The 22,314-nt window shown below is 64.2% G+C and carries 18 protein-coding genes; all 18 read right to left on the bottom strand.

Going from position 1 to position 22,314, the window contains the following annotated elements; genetic code table 11:
• Positions 1–17 precede the first annotated feature (17 nt).
• Positions 18–653, bottom strand: a complete 636-nt coding sequence (locus NPS46_RS13785) for an NADH:ubiquinone oxidoreductase subunit N (protein ID WP_274108023.1) — start codon at positions 651–653, stop codon at positions 18–20.
• A 73-nt stretch (positions 654–726) separates the two neighbouring features.
• Complete coding sequence (locus NPS46_RS13790; protein ID WP_274108025.1) at positions 727–2,175, bottom strand: efflux transporter outer membrane subunit; 1,449 nt, start codon at positions 2,173–2,175, stop codon at positions 727–729.
• A complete protein-coding gene (locus NPS46_RS13795) occupies positions 2,172–3,068 on the bottom strand; it encodes an efflux RND transporter periplasmic adaptor subunit (protein ID WP_274108027.1) in 897 nt (298 codons plus the stop codon). Before NPS46_RS13795 ends, NPS46_RS13790 begins: the two co-directional genes overlap by 4 nt.
• Entirely contained in the window at positions 3,065–3,274 is a 210-nt protein-coding gene (locus tag NPS46_RS13800) for a DUF1656 domain-containing protein (RefSeq protein WP_274108029.1), read from the bottom strand. The genes NPS46_RS13795 and NPS46_RS13800 overlap by 4 nt, the downstream gene beginning before the upstream one ends.
• Positions 3,271–5,349 (bottom strand): FUSC family protein, encoded by a 2,079-nt coding sequence (locus NPS46_RS13805; RefSeq protein ID WP_274108081.1) that lies wholly within the window; start codon positions 5,347–5,349, stop codon positions 3,271–3,273. Before NPS46_RS13805 ends, NPS46_RS13800 begins: the two co-directional genes overlap by 4 nt.
• Entirely contained in the window at positions 5,346–5,777 is a 432-nt protein-coding gene (locus NPS46_RS13810; protein WP_274108031.1) for a MarR family winged helix-turn-helix transcriptional regulator, read from the bottom strand. The genes NPS46_RS13805 and NPS46_RS13810 overlap by 4 nt, the downstream gene beginning before the upstream one ends.
• 211 nt (positions 5,778–5,988) lie before the next feature.
• Positions 5,989–6,222, bottom strand: a complete 234-nt coding sequence (locus NPS46_RS13815) for a DUF2789 domain-containing protein (protein ID WP_274108033.1) — start codon at positions 6,220–6,222, stop codon at positions 5,989–5,991.
• Between the two features lie 22 nt (positions 6,223–6,244).
• Complete coding sequence (locus NPS46_RS13820) at positions 6,245–7,822, bottom strand: glycosyltransferase family 39 protein (protein ID WP_274108034.1); 1,578 nt, start codon at positions 7,820–7,822, stop codon at positions 6,245–6,247.
• A 72-nt stretch (positions 7,823–7,894) separates the two neighbouring features.
• Complete coding sequence (locus tag NPS46_RS13825; RefSeq protein WP_274108035.1) at positions 7,895–10,306, bottom strand: TonB-dependent siderophore receptor; 2,412 nt, start codon at positions 10,304–10,306, stop codon at positions 7,895–7,897.
• Between the two features lie 147 nt (positions 10,307–10,453).
• Positions 10,454–11,407, bottom strand: coding sequence for a FecR domain-containing protein (locus tag NPS46_RS13830; protein ID WP_274108036.1), 954 nt, complete (start codon positions 11,405–11,407; stop codon positions 10,454–10,456).
• Positions 11,404–11,913 (bottom strand): sigma-70 family RNA polymerase sigma factor, encoded by a 510-nt coding sequence (locus tag NPS46_RS13835; RefSeq protein WP_274108037.1) that lies wholly within the window; start codon positions 11,911–11,913, stop codon positions 11,404–11,406. Before NPS46_RS13835 ends, NPS46_RS13830 begins: the two co-directional genes overlap by 4 nt.
• Before the next feature lie 135 nt (positions 11,914–12,048).
• Positions 12,049–13,476 (bottom strand): efflux transporter outer membrane subunit, encoded by a 1,428-nt coding sequence (locus NPS46_RS13840; RefSeq protein WP_274108038.1) that lies wholly within the window; start codon positions 13,474–13,476, stop codon positions 12,049–12,051.
• Positions 13,473–14,528, bottom strand: coding sequence for an HlyD family secretion protein (locus NPS46_RS13845; protein WP_274108040.1), 1,056 nt, complete (start codon positions 14,526–14,528; stop codon positions 13,473–13,475). The genes NPS46_RS13840 and NPS46_RS13845 overlap by 4 nt, the downstream gene beginning before the upstream one ends.
• Positions 14,529–14,553: 25 nt before the next feature.
• Complete coding sequence (locus tag NPS46_RS13850) at positions 14,554–16,092, bottom strand: MFS transporter (protein WP_274108042.1); 1,539 nt, start codon at positions 16,090–16,092, stop codon at positions 14,554–14,556.
• A gap of 155 nt (positions 16,093–16,247) precedes the next feature.
• Positions 16,248–17,162: a LysR family transcriptional regulator gene (locus NPS46_RS13855; RefSeq protein ID WP_274108044.1), complete on the bottom strand. Its 915-nt coding sequence runs from the start codon at positions 17,160–17,162 to the stop codon at positions 16,248–16,250.
• A gap of 127 nt (positions 17,163–17,289) precedes the next feature.
• Positions 17,290–18,657: an HlyD family type I secretion periplasmic adaptor subunit gene (locus tag NPS46_RS13860; RefSeq protein ID WP_274108046.1), complete on the bottom strand. Its 1,368-nt coding sequence runs from the start codon at positions 18,655–18,657 to the stop codon at positions 17,290–17,292.
• Entirely contained in the window at positions 18,647–20,803 is a 2,157-nt protein-coding gene (locus NPS46_RS13865) for a type I secretion system permease/ATPase (protein ID WP_274108048.1), read from the bottom strand. Before NPS46_RS13865 ends, NPS46_RS13860 begins: the two co-directional genes overlap by 11 nt.
• 48 nt (positions 20,804–20,851) lie before the next feature.
• Entirely contained in the window at positions 20,852–22,204 is a 1,353-nt protein-coding gene (locus NPS46_RS13870; RefSeq protein ID WP_274108050.1) for a TolC family outer membrane protein, read from the bottom strand.
• Between the last annotated feature and the right edge of the window lie 110 nt (positions 22,205–22,314).

Below are 22,314 nucleotides of genomic sequence, written 5' to 3' on the forward strand. Positions count from 1 at the left end.
GGCCGGGAGCCGGCGACTCAGGAATACTCGACTTCCATCTCGTCGAGTTGATGGTCAAAGGTTTTCAGGCGTGCGGTCCAAGTGTAGATCAGCACCTCGAAATCACGGTCGATCACCAGGCCCTGAGAGGCGTCCTGACGGGGCTTGCAGTAGTCGAGCTGGTAGCGCTGGCGGGCCATGGCATTGGCCACATCAGCCAGTTCGCGGGCATTGCTCAGCCAGTGCCTTTGCGGGCCGAAGACCTGGTCGTCGAGCTTGAGGCACTGGCCCCTGAGGGCCTCAAGGCTTTTCTCCAGCGGGGTGCCGGTCAGCTCGCCCATCACCTCCTGAAAGGTCCGTCCGGGCTGCCAGTAATTGCCCCAGAAATACCGGTCGAACACCGTCTCGACCCGGCGCAGCGCCACCTTGGTATCCCAGATGGCCAGCAGGGTCTTGCTCTGCTCCAGTTGGCGCTTGTGCAACTGGCGGGTTTGCCAGGACGCCCAGGCGACCATCGCCACCGCCAGCCCCGCAATCAGGGCACTGGCGCTGTCGAGAAACAGCAGCGCCTGGTCGAGTTGTCGGGTCAGCATGATGCCGTAGAAATAAGTGGCGGACAGCAGAACCAGCGCCGTCAACACCAGCCAGAAACCGGGGGCATAAGGGTTTTTCATTATTGGAATCCCTCTTGACCGGCGCGCCAGCGCGAGGGGCGCGATACCGATAAAAGCCAGCATAGCAACGGCTTCAGGGTTGCGTTGGCCTCGACGCTGACGTTCGTCCGGTTTGCCAGCCGCCCCCCAGGGCCAGGAACAAATCGATCTGGCTCATGGCCACTTGGGTGTTCGCCGCCGCCAGTTGGGCGCGCATCTCAGTGTAGCTGCGCGTGGCTTGCAGGTCGGCCAGAAACGAGGCCCGGCCGGCCTGGAAAAAGCGATGCGTCTGGTCGGCCGCCAACTGCGCCGACGCTTCGGCGTCTGCCAGCGCCGCCCGGCGTTGCAGCACCGCATCGTACTGGGCGAGGCCGGTCTGGGTCTCGCGGATGGCGTTGAGCACCACCCCATCGAAATGTGCCAGCGCGCCCTGGGCGGAGGCCTCGGCTGCGCGGATCCGCTCGCGGGCCCCGTTGGACGGCACGCTCCAACTCAGTAGAGGCCCAAAGCCCCAGCGGTTGGTGGCCGGCTTGCCCAGGTTCTCCAGGATACCGACGGTGCCAACGGTCGCGCCGATGCTGATATCCGGGTACAGCGCCCCCGTGGCCACGCCGATACCCGCCGTGGCGGCCGCGAGATGGCGCTCGGCCTGGCGGATATCCGGACGGCGCTTGAGCAACGCGGCGCCATCGCCGACCGGCAGTAATTGGGCAATCTGCGGCAGCTCGGCGCAATCAGCGACGCCGGCCGGCAACCGCTCGACAGGTTTGGCCAGCAGCATCGACAGGCGAAACAGCGCGCCCTGGCGCTGGGCGGTGTAACGCGGCAGCTCGGCACGCAGGGACTTGAACTGGGTTTCGGAACGCGTCACCTGGGTTTCATCACCACGCCCGGCATCACGCAGGCGCTGGGTCAATTCGGTGCTCTGGCCCTGTAGCGCCAGAGAATGCTCGGCAATTTCGCGCTCCTCATTGGCCGCGCAGACCTGGGTGTAGGCCCGCACCACATCGGCCACCAGGGTAATGCGCGCGGTGTCGGACGCTGCCTGGGCCGCGTCCGCCGAAGCCTGGGCTGCTTCGATGCCGCGCGCGAGGGTGCCGAACAGATCGAACTGGTAGGACGTGGTGATCGCGATATCGCCGACATTCGCCACCGGCACCTTGTCCGCCAGCAGGAACGCTTCGCCCGATTCCTGCAAGCGCTGCGCGCCCAACTTGACCCCACCGTGCCAACCGCCAGCCGCCTGGGCCTCGTCGACCTGGGCCCGGGCGCGGGCCAGATTGGCCGCCGCGACCCGCAGGTCGGTGCTCGATGCCAGGGCCTGGCGCACTAACTCGTCCAGCCGGGCATCCCGGTACAGGCGCCACCAATCATCCGGCACCGGTGCCGAAACCACCGGCGCACCCGAGGTCGGCAGCTCGCCTTGCAGGTCCGCGCGCTGGACCGCCGCATCCTTGGGCAACTGATAATTGGGGCCGACCATCTGACACGCCGACAGCAACAGTCCCAGTCCGGCGCCACCCAGTACATACCGCAGCCTCATGGCGTGGCCTTGGCCGGCAGGCCGCTGGCATCGTCGAGAATCGACACGGTTGCGGTCCGCCCGGCAATCATGCGGAAATCTGCCGGGACCTCATCGAAGGCGATGCGTACCGGAATCCGCTGGGCCAGGCGCACCCAGCTGAAGGCCGGGTTGACGTTGGGCAGCAGGTTCGCACCGCTGCTGCGGTCGCGGTCCTCGATCCCGGCGACGATGCTCTGGACGTGCCCGAGCAGCCGCGCCTTGTCACCCACCACGCGAATATCCACGCGCTGGCCGATGCGGATGCCCTCCAGCTTGGTCTCTTCGAAATAACCATCGATATGGTACGAAGCGCTGTCGACAATCGACAGCACCGCCCGCCCGGCACTGACAAACTCCTGGCTGCGCGGCGCGCGATCATTCACATAGCCGTCCACCGGGCTGCGGATCACCGAGCGCTCAAGGTTGAGCTGGGCGCTGTCCACCGCCACCTGGGCTTCAGCTAGCGCGGCCTGGGCGCGCATCTCACGCGACTGGCTTTCCTCCAATTGCTCGCGGGCGACCAGATTGCCCAGCCCGCGATTACGCCGGGCTTCACGCTGGGCCTGGGCCAGGCTTTCTTCGCGGTCGGCCAGCGCCGCACGGGCCTGGCGCAGCGCCAGGCCAAACCGGTCCGGGTCAATGCGAAACAGCACCTGGCCGCGCGTTACCGGTTGGTTATCGCGCACCAGCACTTCCTGGATCAACCCTGAGACATCGGGAGCGATCTGCACAATATCGGCACGGATATGCCCGTCGCGGGTCCAGGGCGCAAACATGTAATACATCACCATGCGCCAGACCAGCACACAGGCGAAGCTCACCACCAGCAGGGTCAGGACCACACGGCCCAGGGTCAACAGAGGTTTTTTCATGTCATCAGGTATCGGCTGAGTGAGTCCACGGCGCCCAGCAGCAAGGCGTAGAGGCCGACGTTGAACAACGCCCGGTGCCAGACCAGGCGATAGAAATGGCAGCGTGTCAGCACGGCGTGCACCACCAGGTACAGCAGGTAGGTGATGCCCATCAGCACCAGCAGTGTGGGCAGGAAGACCCCGCTGATATCCAGGTCACCGATCATAGAGGCGCTCCGTCAAGGCCCGCAGGCAAGGCCGGGGGCTGTGCGCTGCTGCCGAGGAATTCGACGCCGGGTAACAGCGCCAGGCGCAAGCCGCTCAGGGCGTGCAGCAATTGCAGGCGGGTTTCTGTGTCAGCCTCGCTACCGAGCGCGCGGCGGGTACGGTCCAGGGTCATCAACAGCGGGACCGGCGCCGGCAGGCGCTCGCCGGCCTTGAGGCAAGCGTTGAAATAATCGCCCACTTCCGCCACCACCTGGCCCAGCAAGGTATTGGCCACGCCGCGCACCCGTGGGGTGTAGGCCAGCAGATCGAGCAGGTTCAGGGCGACTCGCAGTTCGCGCAGGGCCACGCCCGTGTCCTGGCCGGTCATGGCCAGGCGCGGCAGATGCTGCATCAGCCGATCGAGCATCTGCGCCCCCAGGTGCCGATGCTCGGCCAGGGTTGCCGGGCGTGTCAGGCTGACAATGTCGCGCCAGCTGAAACGGGTCAGGCGCTTGGCCGCCAGTTCGGCACCGAACGGCCGGGTCAGCAGGGTCCAGATAAAGGCGAACAACAACCCCAGGGGCCCGGCCAGGTTGGCATTGATAAAAACCTGGAAGTCCGCATCGTAGGCGCCCTGGATACTGATGAACGATGCCGTGTTGACGATGGTCAGCAACGTGCCCAGGTAGAAACGTGGCTGCACGGTCAGCGTGCCAACGCAGATAAAAGGCACGGCAAACGCCAGCACCAGCATGGGGAAGTCATGCAGGTTGGGCAGGATCAGAAACAGGTAGAGGCTGGCAAACAGCACCGACAGGGCGGTCCAGAAAAAGAACCGATAGATCTGCGGGGCCGGGTCATCCTTCGCGGCGAAGAAACTGCACGCCACGGCCGCCAGAATCACCGCACTGGCGCCATCGGTCCAGCCCAGCAGAATCCAGAGCACCGAGGCGACCAGGATCGCAGTCACCGTCGAGAACACCGAATAGAGCATCAGGCCACGGTCGAGAAACGGCGTCAGCCGGCCCAGCCGCCAGTGCCGGTAGACCGCGCGCCAGTTGCTCTGGTCGTCGCTCTGGATGGCCTGTTGCAGACTGCGGCAGTCCTGCCACAGATCGATCCATTCGCCCAAGCGGTACAGGGCATTGGAGAACAGCAACTGGCGTCGATCCTCCAGCGCCTCGGGCGCCGGCTGGTGGTGTTCAAGCTGTTCGCGCAAGGCTTGCCAGCGCGCCACGCCCGGGTCGCGGGCACTGGCCTGCAACCACTGATCGGCCGCCACCAGCAGCGGTGCAAAGCGCTCGACCAGCTCCGGCGTGCGACGCTCCAGGGCGTAGAGCGCGTCCTCCAGGGCGTCGATCACCGGCAGCAGGTGGATCATCCGCCCGCGTAACTCCTTGGCATTGCGCACCGTCTGCGGCCGCGCGCCTTCGTGGGGCAACTGGCCGATCATCAATTCCAGGCTATTGAACGTCGCGACCATCGAGGCGCGCAGGCCACTGACCGTTTCACCCTGGACCTCACGTCGCAGGAAGCACTGGCTGTAGCGCGTTGCATCGGCAAACCACTGGCCGGTCGCATCGGCCAGTACCGGCGCCAGCCGCCGGGGCCAGAACACACTGCCGACCACTGCCGCGCAGATAATCCCGAGGAAGATTTCTTCGGTCCGCGCCTCCGCCACGTCGAACACCGCCAGCGGGTTATCGACCACCGCCAGGGCAATCATCGGCAGGGTATAACCGGCCAGCATCAGCGCATAGCCATTGGCGGTGCGCAGGTGCAGGGACAGGAACAACAGGGTGCCTGTCCAGAGCGCGATCACCAGGGCCAGCAGCAACGGTGTCTGCACAAACAGCGGCACGAAGAACACCGCCGCCGAGGCGCCGAGCAGTGTACCGCCGGCGCGGTACAGCGCCTTGGAACTGGTCGGCCCGACAAACGGGCTGGAGACGATATAGACCGTGGCCATGGCCCAGTAGGGCCGGGGCATTTGCATCAGCAGGGCGATGTACAGCGCCAGCATTGAGGCAGCAAACGTACGCACGCCATAGAACCAATCACGGGCCGGCGGCAGGCCGCTGAAAAAATCCTTCAGCAATCTTGCGCTCCAGGGCTCTGGCCGGCCGCCTCGAAGGCGCGGATCACCCGCAGTGCCGCGTCCAGGTCCGCCGGGGCGATATCCGCCAGGGCCTCACGGCGCAAACGCACCAATTCGGTTTCGATGGCCTGCACCAGCTCGCCACCGCGCTCGGTCAGGCTCAAGGTCTTGGCCCGCCGGTCACTGGGGTCCTCGCAACGCACCACATAACCCGCGCTGCACAGCTGATCGAGCAGGCGCACCAGCGACGGGCTCTCCATACCCGCGGCCTGGGCCACCGTGACTTGACGCACACCACCACCCAGCCGGCCGATGATCAACAGCGGCATGGCGCAGGCTTCGGAAACACCGTAGTTGACCAGCGTGCTCTGGCAGACACGCCGCCAATGGCGAGCGGCGACCACCAAGCCGGTGCTGATATTCATCCGCAGGAGATCGAGGGTAGGAGGCAAAGGAGGCGCTCACACAAAGTTAGTTTGCTAACTAATGGTAAAGCCGACCAGCATTAATGTCACTAAATGTTTCCAGCTCTTAGCCATTGACCTGCCGCAGCTCCCACCCACTGGCTGCCAGGGCCTGCGCGCCAAACAGGGCGCGCGCCTCGCAAGCACGCTTGCGTTTTTCAGTGCTGGAGCGTCAGCGACGCAGCATCAGGTTGAGCTGGTCGACGATCTCGGCCCAGTCGGCATCTTCCTGAATCTTTTCGCGCAGAAAGGCCGCCTGGGCCGGGGTCCAGAAAAAAGCATCGGCCAGGGCGATCTCGGCTTTGAGCGGACCATGGCTGCTGACGAAGGCCTCGATATCCCGGGGCTCGTTGGGCAGGCCCAACTGTTTGAACAATGCGGGAAGGCTGTGGATAGGCGGTTGCATGGGTATCTCCTGTCTGCAGTATTCAGTGACCAGCGCACGGCTGGCAGATTTGATATAGCACCGCCTGGGCATCACCGCCGCCCTGCCCGGCCATTCGGCGCCAGGTCGGCGGAATGACGGGAAACTCGTCCGGGTCGACGCGGCTCATCACCAGCCATACCCGGCCGGTGCCCTGGGGCAACGTCGCCAGGCTGTCGAGATAGACCCCACGCCCGCCATCCTTGATCAAGGTGCCAAACCCATAGTCGTTGGGGCGGGTCGAACGGCCATCGGCCAACGGCGGGGTATATAGCAGCGGCCTGGCAGGCGTGCGGTTGTAATACACATAACTGAGGTACCAGAGCATATCGCCGGTGACGATCCGGTCCCCAGCGACAAACTCGCGGTTCACGTAGTCGACCATGGTGTCGAACTGATCGTTCGGGTCGACCGTGTAATTGTTCAGCAACCCCAGCCCCTCGACGCCGACGATCAGCGCCAGCAAAGCCAGCGCCAACCCTCGTGAGCGCCTGGCCAGGCGCTCGATGACCAGCGCCAACATCAGCGGCAGACCCAGGGCGAAGGCCGTCAGGTAGCGTTCGATAAACAACGGGCTGATCAAGGAAATGGCGTGGATCAGCAGCAACGGCAAAGCCCAGTACAGCACCAGCAGGCGGGTAAAACGGTACGGCCCGCGGTCGCCGCGCCAGGCGGCGACACTGAGCGCCAGCACCACCAGGGGCAGCGCCAGCAGCCATGGCCAGGTCCAACCCTGGGCATCGTCCTGGGCCAATAGCTGCCAGAGCATCGAGGGCAGCGAGCTCAGGTCGACCGCCGGCTCCCAGCCAATATCGCCGCCGACCTTGAGGGCTTCGACATGACGCAGCAGATCGATCAGTGACGGGACCCAGGGCAGGTACAGCAGCACGATTGCGCCATTGGCCAGCCACCAGGCCGGCCGTGTCAGCAAGGTGCGCGCCGGCGCGGGCTGGCGGCGCAGCAGGGCGAGATAGCTCCAGTGCACCAACACACCGAACAGCGTGAAGTAGTGGGTGTAGAACGCGCCACTCATCAGCAGCGCGTAGACCGCAAGGTAGCGCGAACGCTCGGGCCGGCGCACCCAGTAGACCAGCGCCAGGGTCGCGCCCAGCAACCACAGGCCCAGCCAGGCGTACATCCGCACTTCCTGGCTATAGCGCACGGCGGTGGGCAGCAGCGCCAGCAACAAGGCCCCCAGCCAGGCAGCGCGCGGCGTGGCAATCACCCGCATCAACCACAGGCCGACCAACACCGTGGCCGTGCCCGGCAAGGCGCTGAACAGACGCACCGCCATCAGGCTGTCGCCAAACAGCGCGATCCAACCATGCAGCATCAGGAAATACAGCGGCGGATGCACGTCATGGCCCGCATGGGCCCAGATATCGGCCGGGGCGAAGCCGGCCAGCAACAGGCTGGAACCTTCATCGCCCCAGATCGCCGCGGCGTCCAGGTCATACAGCCGCAAGCCACCGGCCAGCAGGACCAGCGCCACCAGACACAACGCCTGCGCCCAGAGGCTGGACGCGGCGGTTACACGCGGCGCCAGGGACACCTGCGCCAACTCCCGGGTCGCAACGCCCATGCTGCTCCTCGTACCTGGATGAGACAGGGCTGAGTGTAGGACAGAACCCGGGGCAGGCGATGGCGGCTGGCGTTACCAGCGATACGCCACTTCGGCCGACACGGTGCGCGCCTTGCCGTAGTAGCAGCCCAGCTCCCAGTTGCAACTGGAGACATAGGTCTTGTCGAGCAGGTTCTGCACATTCAGGCTGACTTGCGCACCGCGCAACGCGGCGTCGACGCGGCCCAGGTCATAGTGCACCGCCGCATCGAACACCGTATAGCTGGGCAGGCGCAGGGTATTGCCCGAGTTGCCGTACTGGCTACCGACCCAGCGCACGCCCGCCCCCAGGCCCAGACCCTCGAGCGCACCGCTGTTCAACCGATAGTTCGCCCACAGCGAGCCGGACCAAGGCGCTTGACCGACCAGGCGCTTGTCGATCTCGGTCGGATCGTTGGAACGGGTGGTGCGGATATCGAGATAGGTCAGCGCCGCAATCAGGTCCAGCGCCTGGTCGACCGTGGCCTTGGCCTCGAACTCCGCACCGCGGCTGCGCACCTCGCCCTTCTGCACCGAAAAACCCGGGTGCTCGAAATCGCTGGTTTGCATGTTCTGCTGCTTGATCTCGAAGACCGATAGGGTCAGCAGTGCATCCTGCCCCGGCGGCTGGTACTTCACACCGGCCTCAACCTGCTTGCCCGTAGTCGGCTCGAACGCCTTGCCGGAAAAATCGCTGCCCACCACCGGCAGGAAGGATTCGGAATAACTCACATACGGCGCAAAGCCGTAGCCCGCCAGCCAGGTCAACCCGGCCCGACCGGTAAAGGCACTGTCCTTGCGCACGGTGCGGCTGTCGTCGATCAGGTCCTTGTTATTGATGGTCGCGCGGTCCTGGCGCCCGCCGAGCGTCAGGATAAAGTCGCCCCACTTGATCTGGTCCTGCAGGTAGGCACCCAACTGGCCGACGGTGTTGTCCCACTGGTGGGTCAGCGGCGGTGTGTCGGTGGTGACGCTGTAGTCCGGGTTGTAGAGGTCAATGGACTTGGTGAAGTAGTCGTTGTAGCCATCGTACTGGCGCGAGAAGTGCCGGTAGTCCAGGCCCGCCAGCAGGGTGTGCTGCAACGCACCGGTCGCCAGCTTGAACTCCAGATTGTTGTCCAGGCTCAAGGTACTGTTGTGCTGCTCCCAATTGAGCTTGTTGCGAGTCGCGCGGCTGTAGTCGGTCTGCCCGCTGCCATCGGTGCCGTACCAGCGCAGGTAGAAGCCCTTGTAGTCGTCCCTCAGGTCGACATAACGCACGCTCTGGCGCAGCGTGAGGTCATCGTTGAACTGGTGCTCGAAGTTCGCACCCAGTACGTATTGCTTGCGCTGATAGTCGTTGTAGTGCGGGTCACCACTGAAAAAATCCCGACTGATGCGCTGACCACCCGGGCCACGCTTGAGCGTACCGACGACCGGCAACGGCTGGTAATCGGGCAAGGCGTCGTCGCGCTGAACCTGGGCGTAAACGGTCAGCGCGGTGGCGTCATTCAGATTCCACGTCAGGCTGGGGGCGAGAAACAGCCGCTGGCTTTCGGTGTAGTCGATCTGTTCGCTGCCGGTATTGCCCAGCGCCAGAAAGCGATACAGCAGGCTGCGGTCCTCATTGAGCGGGCCACTGACATCCACCGCAGCGCTGGTTCGGTCATAGCTGGCAGCCCCCAGCTTGACCTCGCCGCGGGCTTCTTCGGTGGGCTTCTTGGTCACCATATTGATGATCCCGCCTGGCTGGTTCTGCCCGTAAAGCACCGAAGCCGGCCCCTTGAGCACCTCTACCCGCTCCAGGCTGTAGGGTTCGACCTGCGGCGCACCGCCCAGGCTGCCGGCATAGGGCAGATAGGCCCCATCCAGATACAGCGGCGCCGGAGCAAAGCCGCGCGAACTCATTTCATCGGTGAGCATATGGGAGTCGGTGAAGCCGCTGCTGGAAACCCCCGGGGTGTAGCGCAGCGCCTGGGCAATGGAGAGGGCACCACGCTCGGCGATTTCGGCCGCAGTGACCACGTTGATGGTCTGCGGAATTTCCGTCAGCGGCGTATCAGTCTTGCTCCCGGTGGCACTGCGCTTGGCAACGATGCCATCGACCGCACCCCAGGCATTTTCCTGCTCGCGAGCATTGATCTGGGTGGCCCCCAGCGTCAGCGCCGTACCTGTCGGCGCCGCCTGCACCGACCAGCCATTGCCAGCCGGTACGGCCTGTAGGCCACTGCCATCGAGCAACAACGCCAACCCGCTGGCCGTGGTATAGCGACCCCGCAACCCGGCGCTGCGCTTGCCTTCGGTCAGTTGTGCATCCACCGACAACAAAATTCCGGCCGTACTGGCAAAGCGGTTCAGCGCCTGGTCCAGGCTGTCGGCCGCAATATCGTAATGGCGCACCGCGCCCAGTTCTGCACCGGCCGCCTGGGCCACCATGGGCAGCAACGGGGTGGTGGCCAACAGGCCAAACAAAAGGCCCCGGCGCATAGCGCCAGCTAGAAGAGAAAGAGCGGGTGATGGCGGATATGGCATTCTGAAACTCCCCGTAAGAATGCTTCTTGATTTGGTTTTCAAGAGCTATCCCGAGCGGGCGACAAAAACCGACAACGCCGGCGCGATTATTTTTTCTCAGGTTCAGCTTCGACGTTGCACCGTGACCCAGTAGCGGGTCACCGACTCGACCCGTACCGGCAGCGAACGCTCAAGGGCTGCGAGGATGCGGTCGGTATCGGCCAGGGGGAACACCCCGGTCAACAACAGCCCGCTGGCATCGTCGGCGCAACGCAACACACCGGGGCGATAACGGTCCAGTTCGGCCAGGAACTCGCCCAGGGGCTGGCGCTCGGCAATCAAGCGCCCCTCGGTCCAGGCACTGGCATTGGTATCGGCGACCTGCATGGCCGTACTGCGCTCGGCGCTGAACCACAAGCGGTCGCCCGCGCTCATCAACTGAGCAAAACCCTGGCGCGGGCGTACCTGCAACGCGCCTTCGAACAAATCGACCCGGCTGCCGCCATGGATCTCACGTACGGCGAAGCGCGTACCCAGGGCCTGGATATCCCCCGCAGGGGTCTCGACGATCAGTGGGCGATGACGATCGTGGCCGCTGTTGACCAATATTTCACCGGCCACCAGACGGATCCGGCGCTCCCTCTCGCTGAACAGCACATCCACGGCACTGGCGCTATTGAGCGCCAGTTGCGTGCCATCGCTCAACGTCAGGTGACGGATCTCTCCGGTGCCGCTGCGATAACCGGCAAAGCTGCTGCGCCACGGCTGACTGCCCTGCACCAGGTAGCCACTGCCACCCGCCAACAACAACAGGCCCAGCAGTTTCAGCGCGGCACGGCGCTGACGATCCGGCGCCGCGCTGAGCACGGCCCGGGCGCTGTGGATCGGCACCCCACCCAGGGTGCCCTGTAGTTGCTGCAAACGTTGCCAGGCCCGCCGATGCTCAGGGTCGGCGCCCTGCCAGAGGGCGAAAGCCCGCTGTTGTTCAACACTCAATTCGCCGCCCCAGTGCAGCATCAGCCACTCGCTGGCCTGCTCGACAACCGCTGGGGCAATGGGCGCATGGGCCGGGCTCATGATTCGTAGAGCACGCGGTAGCAGGCCTGGATCGCCCGGATCATGTACTTCTGTACCGAACTGACAGTAACGCCCAGGCGTTCAGCGATCTGCGCATAGGTCAGGCCTTCGAACTGCGACAGGATAAACGCCTGGCGCACCTTGCCCGGCATGGTGTCGAGCATGGCGTCGATCTGCAGCAGGGTTTCTAGGATCAGTGCGCGGTCTTCCAGGGAGGGCGTCTGCGGCTCGGGCAAATGGGCGATGCTTTCCCGGTAGGCCCGCTCGATGCGCAGGCGACGCCATTGGTCGATCAGCAGATTACGCGCGATCTGTGCCAGGTAACTGCGGCTTTCCTGATGAGCGGGGAAGCGCCCGGACACCAGCAGCCGGACAAAGGTGTCCTGGGCCACGTCTGCCGCCTGCTCACGGTCGCCCAGGCGCTGGCGCAGCCAGCCTTGCAGCCAGCCGTGGTGATCGCGATACAGCTGGTGGAGCTGAACCTTGCCGTCAGACACTGCGTCCATGAAAGACCTACACGCATAATTGATAGCAATTATCATTACACTTTGTACCCCTTCGGGCCAAGCCCGATGCATGGCTTTCAGTGATGTGCGACGGCTGCGACCACGGCAGATGGGGCTTTGCGATGGCCACCACCGCTACAACGGATACACCGACTCCCAACCGCCGCCCAGCGCCTTGTACAGGCTGACCATGGCCAGCGACACCCCGGTCGAACTGTCGATCAATTGCTCCTGGGTCGCCAGCAAGGCGCTCTGCACAGTCAGCACATTGACGAAATCGACCACCCCTTCCACGTACTGCTGCTGAGCGGTATTAAGGGCGATCTGGTTCTGGCGCACCGCCTCGATCAGGCGGTCGCGGCGCAACTGGCTGGCGTTGTACAACGTCAATTGATCATCGATTTCATGCCAGGCGCGCAAGACGGTTTGCTGGTACGCCAACGCCGCTTCCTGCTGCTGCGCCTCGCGCAGTTGCAGCATGGCGCGCAAACGGCCGCCGTCGAACAATGGCAGGCTGAATTGCGGGCCAATACCAAACTGGCGTGAACCCCAGGAACCAAAGTCGGCCAATTGCAGGGCCTGCGATCCCAGGCTACCGGACAGGCTGATCCGTGGATAAAAGTCGCCCTTGGCCACGCCAATACTGGCCGTCGCCGCATGCAACTGCGCTTCGGCTTGGCGGATATCCGGGCGCCGCTGGGCCAGTTGCGAAGGCAGGCCGATTGCCACCGCCGTCACGGGCGTGGGCACCGGGCCATCGGCGCCGAACTCGACCGCCAGGGCCTGGGGCGGCGCACCCAGCAACAGGCTCAAGGCATTGATCAACTGCGCCTGGCGCTGGCGCAGGGCCGGCAGCCGCGCGTCGATGGTCGCCACCTGCGCCGCCGCTTCGGCCACATCCAGGTCCGTGGCCACACCATCGGCCAGCCGTAGCCGGGTCAACTGCAGGCTATGGCGCGCCGCCTCAAGGTTCTGCTCGGTAACCGAGCGGGTGTTCTGCACCCCACGCAGTTGCAGGTAGTTCTGCGCCGTCTCGGCCAGCACTGCGAGCAAAACCCCGCGCTGCTCGTCCTCGGCCGCGTGCAGGGTCGCGTCGGCGGCTTCGCTCTGGCGCCGCACCCGGCCCCACAAATCCAGCTCCCAGGCCGCCGAAAAGCCAGCCTCCCACAGGTTGTAGGCGGCATTACCCTGGTTTCCCGAGGGGTCGCTCAGGCCTTCGCCACTGTTGCGCTGACGGGCATAGCCACCGCTGGCATCGAGCCGTGGATAACGCTCGGCGGTCACCACCCGGCGCGCCGCGCGGCTTTGTTCCAGGCGCTGGGCGGCCCGTTGCAGATCCAGGTTCTGCGCCATAACCCGACGGCACAGCTGCACCAAGCGCTCGTCCTGAAAGACCTCCCACCAACGTTCTTCCAGAGGCGCATTGACGGCCTGGCTAGTGGCCGGCTGCAGCGGCTGCGGCCAGGCCCCTGGCTCACTGGCGGTGGGGCGCTGAAAGTCGGGGCCGACACTGCACGCACTCAAGCCAAGCACTGCCATGGCCAGCAAGGTAAGGGCTTTCATTGCTGCGCCACCTCGCGCGTGTTCGGGGTCGAGTCTTGGGTATCGATCGTCGCCTCCACTGACATCCCGACCCGTAACGACCGCGCCAGGGGCTGATCGTTATCCAGCAGGATCTTGACCGGGATCCGCTGGACCACCTTGGTGAAGTTGCCCGTGGCATTGTCCGGCTTGATCGAGGCAAAGGTCACGCCGGTGGCCGGCGCAATGCTTTGCACCCGTCCGCTCAGCGCCTCGCCGTCCAGGCTGTCGACCCGTACCGTCACGCGCTGGCCGGGCCGCACATCGTTCAACTGGGTTTCCTGGAAATTGCCGACCACATAGGCCTGTGCCAACGGCACCACCGCCAGCAGCCTGGTCCCCGGCGTGACATAGGCGCCGACCCGCACTCCGCGCTGGCCGACCATGCCGTCCACCGGCGCGACAATCCGCGTGTACGACAGCTCGTAAGTAGCCAGTTGCAGCGCCGCTTCAGCGCGTTTCAAACCGCCTTCGGCGCCCTCGCGCTGCGCCTCCAGAATCTCGACCTGCTTGCGCTCGGCGCTCAACACCGCACTGGCGTTGGCTAGCCGCGCGTCCGCCTGATCGATACGGGTGCGCGCCTGCTGGGCATTCTGCAAGGTGCCCGCCCCCACGCCCGCCAGGTGCTCATAGCGCTTGAGCTCATGCTCGGCAAACGCCCGCTCGGCGCGACTGGACACGACCGTGGCCTGCGCCTGGGCGATAACCGAGACCTGGCGCTCGAGCATGGCGCGCATGTTTTGCAACTGCGCCCGGGCCATCAACAATTCCGCCTCGCGGGCCTGCACAGCGGCGCGCAGATCCTGATCGTCGATCAGCGCCAACACTTGTCCGGCCTTGACCTGCTGGTTGTCCTCCACCAGCACCTCACGGATAAAACCGGAGATTTTCGGCGCAACCAGGGTGTAGTCCGCCGTCACAAAAGCATCGTTGGTACTCTGGCGCGCCGCGCGGCCGAACAGGCCGGGGGCAAGCAGGCCAACCAGAGCGATCACGGCGGCCAGCGAAGCGGCAATTTTTTTCGGGGTAGTCATACTTCAAACCTCATGCAGGGCGCTATCAAACTGGCGCGCGCGGGGGATAGATCCGCGTCGGCAGCCAGAAAATCAGCAGGATCATGGCCGCCGCCAAGGCGGCCATGCACAGGTACAGGTCGGCGGACGTCAGCACCACGGCCTGGGCGTGAATACGCCGGGCCAGGCCGGCGCTGTCGCCGTCCACCAGGGGGGAATTGCCCAGGCGGTCGACCAGCATCGTCGAGTGCAGGTGCAAGCGAGCGGTGGTCAGTGCATCGAGCAGGCCAGTGGCAACCACCGCCGCCAGGCCCTTGACCGTGTTGAACCAAGCCGAGGCGAACGGCCCTTCCAGCGGGCTGATACTGCCGGTGGAGAGCATCAGCAACGGCAGCACCGCCATGGGCTGGCCGAAGATCTGCAACAGTTGCAGCACATAGAAATCATCGCGGATCCACGCCGAGGTCAACTGCGCACCGCCCAGGCAGGACAGCGCCAGCAGGCCCAGACCGATGCCCAATACCCAGCGGCAATCGACCCAGCGCAGATTGCATAAAGCTGCCACCAGCGGCAGCGCGATCAGTTGCGGCAAGGCCATCACCAACATCACCGGCGCAGTCTGCAAAGGGCGATAACCCTGGACCTGGGCGAGAAAGGCCGAGGGGATAATGATCACCGCGAGCAGCACCATCAGCACCCCGGCCAGGGTCAGCAGAGCAAATGACAGGTTGCGGTTACCCAGCATCTGCAACTTGAAAAACGGCAGCGGATGGGACCATTCGTTGCACATAAACAGGATCAGCAACAGCAGGCCGCCGCCCAGCAGCCCGCTGATCAGAGTCGACTCGAACCAGTCCAGGCGATTGCCCTGCAGCAGGCCGATCACCAGCATGCAGATCGCCGGAAACCCCAGCAGCAGGCCACGCCAGTCGAACTGCCGAAAGCGTTCCAGGCGAATCGGGTCCTGGGGCAGCCCATAGGCCACGGCCGCCATGGCCAGCAGGCAGGGCCCGACGATCTGCCAGAACGCCCACTGCCAGCCGACATATTCGGTCCAGAGCGCGGCCAGCGGCGTACCCAGGCTGGGGCCGAACGTGGCGGTCAGGGCATAGCCGGCCAGCCCGTACAGCTTCACATTGGGCGGCAGAAAACGCAGGGCGACGGTCATCAGCATCGGCGGCAAGGCGCCGCCAGCCAGGCCTTGCAGCGTGCGCAGCAGCAACAGACTGGGGTAGTTCGGCGCCAGCGGGCACAACAGCCCCAGCAGGGTAAACAGGGCGATGGCCGCCAGGGTGAAACGGCGCAGGGAAAAGGTCACCGAACACCAGGGCGCAAACGCCATGGCGGCGACGGACGTGGCGGCATAGCACGCCACCAGCCAGGTGCCTTCGTCATAGCCGATGGCCAGGGCGCCCCGGATATCCGCGAGGGCGACCTTGGTCACCATTTCATTGAGGCCCGAGACCAGCACCGCCAGCAGTACGCCAACCAGGCCAATCACAATGCGCGGGCCAAAGGCCGCCGGCTGCGCGGCGACCGGCGCACTCGCCGGGACAGCGGCGGCCGGGACAGCAAGGGAACTCATGCAGACACACTCCGAGGAAGAATTACCGGAGCAGTCTATAAAGGGCCATGACTGACAAAAACTGACTTATCGGCAGTTAATAGTTGCGTCAGACGCAGCAATTGAACGCTAGGCAATCAAGGCGAAGAGAACGGCTCGCCAGCCCTTTCCTGGGGCTACGCCCCGCCCGGCCAACTCTCGTCACAACAGACCTTGAGCGTTTCGCGCAACCAGCGGTGGGCCGGGTCCTTGTCATAACGCGGGTGCCAGGACTGGGTCAGCATCAACGTCGGCAAGGCGACCGGCAAGGTGAACGGGCGCAGGCGCAGCCCCAGGCGCGTCACGCTTTGCACCACTTCCCGCGGCACCGGCAGCAGCAGGTCGGAGTCGGCCAGCGCGAACATCGCCGCATGAAAGCTCGGTGCAATCATGGCTACTCGGCGCTCCAGGCCCAGCTCATTGAGCGCGGTGTCGATCGGCCCTCGGGCAATGCCTCGCCGCGACATGCTGATATGGGGAAAACCGGCAAAACGCCGGGCATTGATCTCGCCGTCGAACAGCGGATGGTCTTCGCGCGCCAGGCCGACAAAGGTCGTGGAAAACAGGTGCTGGACCTTCACTTCCGGGGTCAGCGGCTGGGTATTGCTGATCCGCAGGTCGATCCGCCCTTCGCGCAGGGCCTCATCGTCGCCATCGCCTTCCGGCGCGAAGCGCAGCTCGCAGTGCGGCGCATGGCGCTCCATCGTCGCAAACAGACGGCCGCCGTAAACGCCGATAAAAAAATCATTGGCGCGCACATTGAAGCGCCGGCGCAGGGTGCTCAGGTCCACCGTGTCGGCCGAGCGAAACACCAGCGCGGCCTGTTCCACCACGTCACGGACCTGGGCCTGCAGCTCCAGGGCCTTGGGCGTGGGCACCAGGCCACGACCGGCGCGGACCAGAATCGGATCGCCGATGGCCTCGCGAATCCGGGTCAGGGTCCGGCTCATCGCGGCCGGGCTCAGGTGCATGCGTCGGGCGGCACCGACCACACTGCCTTCATCGAGCAGCGCATCAAGGGCGACCAGTAGGTTCATATCGGGGAGTTGCATGGCGGGTACTCATGGCGACCTGCAAATGAGCAGGACGCAATCCTAGACCCTGGTGAAATCTTTCGCGAGGGCCTGTGCCCGTTTCCCGAGTTCTGCAGGAGCAAGCGCTCCCGCAGGTAATGGCAGGCTAGCGCTCGTGCAGCGCTTCGGCGCGGGCGCGCAGGATCGGTTTGAGCAGGTAACTGAGCACGCTCTTCTTGCCGGTGATGATGTCCACCGAGGCCACCATGCCCGGGATAATCAACAACGGCCGCTCATCCGTGCCCAAGTGGCTGCGCTCGGTACGCAGCTTGATCATGTAGTAGGTGTTCTTTTTGTCTTCATCGGTGATGGTGTCCGCACCGATCTGCTCCAGCGTGGCCTTGAGCCCACCATAAATGGTGTAGTCATAGGCGGTGAATTTGACGATGGCCTCCTGCCCCGGGTGCAGGAATGCAATGTCCTGGGGACGGATCTTCGCTTCCACCAGCAGGGTGTCGTCCAGCGGGACGATTTCCACCAGGTCGCTGCCCGGCTGGATAACCCCGCCAATGGTATTGACCAGCAGTTGCTTGACGATACCGCGCACCGGCGAGGTCACCAGGGTCCGACTCACCCGGTCATCCAGGGCCTTGCCCGTGGCTTGGGCCTTGTTCAGGTCGGTGCGGGCTTCATTGAGCTGGGTCAGCGCTTCGCTGCGAAACTTGCCACGGGTCTCGTCGATCTTGCGTTGCACTTCCTTGATCGCCGATTCGGCCCGGGGAATGGCCAGGGTGGTTGCGTCCAGCTGGCCACGGGTCTCGACTTCGGCACGCTTGAGGCGCAGCACTTCTACCGGGGAGACCGCGCCCTGGGCCACCAGTGGTTCGGACATGGCGATTTCCTGGCGTTGCAACGCCAGGCTGCTACGGTACTGCGCCTGCTTCGAGGCAAACTCGCGCAGCTCCTGCTGGCGCTGAATGAATTGCTCCTGCAGACCGCCGATTTCATCGTGCATCTGTTGGCGCCGGCTGTCGTACAGCGCCTGCTCGTTCTGGGCCTGGCTCGGTACCGCGCTGCGCACCTCTTCGGGAATACTCAGCGGCCGCTCTTCGACTTCGGCACTCAAGCGTTCGACCCGTAATAGCATCGACAGCCGATCAGCCTCGGTCTCGCCCACATTGGAGACAAACCGCGTGTCATCCAGGCGCAGCAACGGCGCGCCAGCGTCGACGATCTGCCCTTCATGGACAAACAGCTCGGCGACGATACCGCCTTCCAGGTTCTGGATTTTCTGCAGCTTGGACGAGGGGATCGCCTTGCCATCGCCCCGGGTGACTTCGTCGATCACCGCGAAGTTGGCCCACAGCAACAGAAACAGAAAGAACCCGATGATCGCCCAGATCGTCAGGCGCACCACCCGTGGCGCATCCTCGATCAACGCCTTGTTGACCTCCGGCAGCGGCTGACCCTGCAGCGAGTCGCGCCCCTTGAAGTAGCGGCGCACGGAATCCTTGAAGCCTGCTTTAAGCAACACCGATCTGCCCCTTCTTCAACGCTTCCATAACCATGGCTTTCGGGCCATCGGCGAGTATCTGCCCGCGGTCGATCACAATCAGGCGATCGACCAGCGACAACAGCGAGGCACGGTGTGTGACCAACACCAGCGTCTTGTCTGCCACCACGGCTTGCAGACGCTGTTTGAGGCGCTCCTCACCGGTGTTGTCCATCGCGCTGGTCGGCTCGTCCAGCAGCAGGATCGGCGGGTTGAGCAATAGAGCTCGGGCCAGGGCAACGTTCTGCCGCTGGCCGCCGGACAAGTTCTGTCCGCGCTCGCCGACCTGCAATTCGTAACCCTGGGGGTGCAGGCGGGCGAATTCGTGGACACCGGCCAGCTCGGCCGCCTGCAGGACCCGTTCGTCCTCGACATAGCGCGCGCCACTGACCAGGTTGTCGCGCAAAGTCCCGGCCAGCAGCTGGATGTCCTGGGCGACGTAGCCGATATTGTGGCGCAGCTCACTGACATCGATCTGGCGAATGTCTACGCCATCGACCAGCAGCGCGCCGGAGTCAGGCTGATACAACCCGACCAGCAGTTTGGCCAGGGAGCTTTTGCCCGAACCGCTACGGCCGATGATGCCGATCTTTTCCCCGGGTTTGAGCACCAGGTTGAGGTTTTTCAGCGCCAGGGTCTGCTGGTTGGGGTAGGTGAAGTTGAGCTGTCGGCATTCGATACCACCCTGCAACACGCTGCGGCTCAGCGGACGCTCATCGAAATTGCGCTCCTGAGGCAGCTCCATCATTTGGTCGACCGAGGTCATGGTGACGCGCGCCTGCTGGTAGCGGGTCAGCAAACCGGACAACGACGCCAGCGGGCCCAGGGCGCGGCCACTGAGCATATAGCAGGCGATCAGGCCGCCCATACTCAGGTTGCCGTCGATGATCTGGTAGACGCCAAACACAATCATCACCACGCCGGCCAGTTGCTGGATCAACATCGTGATGTTCATCGACAGCCCGGACAGCATCTTCACCCGCAACTCAAGCCGGCTCAGGGTGCCGATGGTCTGTTCCCACTGGTACTGGCGCTCGCTCTCGGCGTTATTGACCTTGACTGCATCGAGCCCGGCCAGGGTCTCGATCAGGCTCGACTGGCGCTCGGCGGCCAGGGCCATGGTCCGCTCCATGGTCGCCACCAGCGGTTTCTGCAAGGCATAGCCGATCGTCAAGGCCAAGGGAAAGGCCAGTATCGGAATCCACGCCAGATGACCGCCAATAATCGCGATTACCAGGAAGATCAGCAGCGTGAACGGCAAATCGATCAGGCTGGCCAAGGTCAGCGAGGCGAGGAAGTCGCGCAGGCTCTGGAACTCGTGGATATTCTGGGCAAAGCTGCCGACCCGCGCCGGCCGATACTTCATCGCCATGCCGACAATGCGCTCGAACAACGTGGCCGAGATAATAAGGTCGGTCTTTTTCCCCGCCAGATCCAGGCACAGGCTGCGCAGGCTCTTGAGGATCAGGTCGAACAGGTAGGCACCGCTGATACCGATGGCCAGCACCCAGAGGGTCGCCGTAGCCTGGTTCGGCACCACGCGATCATAGACGTTCATCACGAACAATGGCGCGGCCATCGCAATGACGTTGATCAGAAAACTGGCCGCGATGGCGTCGGTATAGAGCCAGCGCGAACGCTTGAGGGTGTCGCGAAACCATGAACGGGCACGCGGGATGAGCGTGCCGTGGTTCACATCGAACTTGTGCTGGGGCTGGGCAAAGAACACCCGCCCTGAATAGTCTTCACTCAACACCTGGCGGGCGACCAGCACCTCGCCGCCATCGCTTTCGCTGAGCAGCAGGCGCGCCTGATCATCCTCGGTCCAGCCCAGCAATACCGCGCAGCGCTGGTCGTTGAGCAACAACAGGGCCGGCAGGGCAATGCCGGGAATCTGTTCCAGCTTGCGCTGCAACAACCGCCCCTGCAAACCGGCCCGGGCTGCGGCACGAGCCAGCAGTTCGGGGCTCAGCCGCTGGGACGGCAACGGCAGGCCCGTGGTCAGCATGGCCGCGCTGGCGGGCTTTCGATGCAGGGTGCAGAGCGCCAGCAGACCGTCGAGCAAGGGGTCATCGTGAAGTGCGCGTGGATCATGGTGAAGCTTAACTTTACTGACGTCTGATTCCACGCGGTTCACTCTCGACTGGGATGCAGGGTTGATTCGACGGGTGATCGATCAATTCATTCCAGGCAGCTGGACCTTGGGTTTCACGTCGTTCTGCACGACGGACGCCAATGGCGCGACCACTCCCTGGCTCTTGAGCAACTCGCCCATCGTGGCCTTGATTCGATACTGAGTGAACAACTGCAGGTTCTTCACTTCGGCCAGACGGCGCGAGGCGGTGAACAGCTCATTCTCACTATCGAGCAGGTCCAGCAGAGTCCGCTCGCCCAGGCTGAACTGCTTCTGGTAGGCACTGCGTACGCTGGTGCTGTGATCGACGTATTGCTGGGCAATCGGCACCTGAGCGTTGGCGTTGCTCAGGGCATTCCAAGCCAAGCCTAGTTCTTCGTTCAGTACCCGCAAGGCGTTGTTGCGAATATCCAGCGCCTGGCTGGACTGGTAGGCCTTGGACTCCAGGTCGGCCTTGTTGCTGCCGCCGGCAAACAGGTTGAAGCGCATGCGCAGCATCGCCTGCCATTCGTTGTTGTGACCGGCCATGCCGTCGAGGTTGTTGTCGGCGGTGCGGCCCAGCTCGGCGTCGAAACGCGGATAGAAGGTCGACTTGGCGGCTTCGTACTGCTTTTCGGCCGCGACGATATCGGATTCGGCGGAACGCAGGATCGGGCTGTTCTCCAGCATCTGCGTGCGCGCTTCATTCAGGTCGGCCGGCAGCAGGGTCATAAAGCCCGCCGGGCGCTCGAGCTGGTCGGGCAACTGGCCGACCGCGCTGAGGTAGTTGGTCTGGGCATCGGCCAGGTTGGTCTGTTCAGTAATCAGGTTGTTGCGGGCCTGGGCCAGGCGCGCTTCAGCCTGATCGAGGTCGGCCTGGCGGCCGACGCCACGGGCCGTGCGCAGCTTGATCTGGTCGAAGATGCGTTCGTGGCTACGCAGGTTTTCCTCGGCCAGTTGCACCATCTCGCGGCGGGTCAGCACATCCAGGTAAACCTGGGCTACGGTCAATGCCGTGCGCTCCGAAGCCCCCAGCAACGAGTAAGCGCGCGAGTTGACGTTGGCTTGCTGGCGGCCCACTTCGCTGGACGTGGCAAAGCCGTCGAAGACCATTTGCTGCAGGCGCAGGCTCGATTCGCTGCGGGTCAGGCTTTCCCAATGGTTATTGCCTGCACCGGCTCGGGTCGAAGGGCTGTCGGTGCCTTCGCGGCCATAGCCGCCGAGTACATCGACGCGTGGCAGATAACCGCCCTGCGCTGCCTTGAGCTGGTAGTCCGCAGAGAGGCGGCTATTAACCCCGGCCTGGATCTCCGGGTGAACATCCAGTGCCTGTTGCATCGCCTGGGGCAGGCTCTGGGCCTGGACGAAACCGGTAGCCAAGACAAACGGGATGACCTTGAACAGTTGCGCACGCATAGAAAGGGGTTCCTAGGACTTCATGTCTCTTAATCGCAGCGAATCGGGGCGCTGCATCGAAAGATGGCAACTGGAATGACCGTTTATCGAAAAACCAAAAGCGCGAACCA

The sequence above is a fragment of the Pseudomonas putida genome, assembly GCF_028682395.1.
GTDB classification, from domain to species: domain Bacteria; phylum Pseudomonadota; class Gammaproteobacteria; order Pseudomonadales; family Pseudomonadaceae; genus Aquipseudomonas; species Aquipseudomonas putida_AB.

Excerpts from the sequence above, each read along its gene's own strand:
- NPS46_RS13785 (WP_274108023.1), bottom strand. The coding sequence starts at position 653 with ATGAAAAACCCTTATGCCCCCGGTTTCTGGCTGGTGTTGACGGCGCTG.
- NPS46_RS13790 (WP_274108025.1), bottom strand. The coding sequence starts at position 2,175 with ATGAGGCTGCGGTATGTACTGGGTGGCGCCGGACTGGGACTGTTGCTG.
- NPS46_RS13795 (WP_274108027.1), bottom strand. The coding sequence starts at position 3,068 with ATGAAAAAACCTCTGTTGACCCTGGGCCGTGTGGTCCTGACCCTGCTG.
- NPS46_RS13800 (WP_274108029.1), bottom strand. The coding sequence starts at position 3,274 with ATGATCGGTGACCTGGATATCAGCGGGGTCTTCCTGCCCACACTGCTG.
- NPS46_RS13810 (WP_274108031.1), bottom strand. The coding sequence starts at position 5,777 with ATGAATATCAGCACCGGCTTGGTGGTCGCCGCTCGCCATTGGCGGCGT.
- NPS46_RS13815 (WP_274108033.1), bottom strand. The coding sequence starts at position 6,222 with ATGCAACCGCCTATCCACAGCCTTCCCGCATTGTTCAAACAGTTGGGC.
- NPS46_RS13820 (WP_274108034.1), bottom strand. The coding sequence starts at position 7,822 with ATGGGCGTTGCGACCCGGGAGTTGGCGCAGGTGTCCCTGGCGCCGCGT.
- NPS46_RS13825 (WP_274108035.1), bottom strand. The coding sequence starts at position 10,306 with ATGCGCCGGGGCCTTTTGTTTGGCCTGTTGGCCACCACCCCGTTGCTG.
- NPS46_RS13830 (WP_274108036.1), bottom strand. The coding sequence starts at position 11,407 with ATGAGCCCGGCCCATGCGCCCATTGCCCCAGCGGTTGTCGAGCAGGCC.
- NPS46_RS13835 (WP_274108037.1), bottom strand. The coding sequence starts at position 11,913 with ATGGACGCAGTGTCTGACGGCAAGGTTCAGCTCCACCAGCTGTATCGC.
- NPS46_RS13840 (WP_274108038.1), bottom strand. The coding sequence starts at position 13,476 with ATGAAAGCCCTTACCTTGCTGGCCATGGCAGTGCTTGGCTTGAGTGCG.
- NPS46_RS13845 (WP_274108040.1), bottom strand. The coding sequence starts at position 14,528 with ATGACTACCCCGAAAAAAATTGCCGCTTCGCTGGCCGCCGTGATCGCT.
- NPS46_RS13850 (WP_274108042.1), bottom strand. The coding sequence starts at position 16,092 with ATGAGTTCCCTTGCTGTCCCGGCCGCCGCTGTCCCGGCGAGTGCGCCG.
- NPS46_RS13855 (WP_274108044.1), bottom strand. The coding sequence starts at position 17,162 with ATGCAACTCCCCGATATGAACCTACTGGTCGCCCTTGATGCGCTGCTC.
- NPS46_RS13870 (WP_274108050.1), bottom strand. The coding sequence starts at position 22,204 with ATGCGTGCGCAACTGTTCAAGGTCATCCCGTTTGTCTTGGCTACCGGT.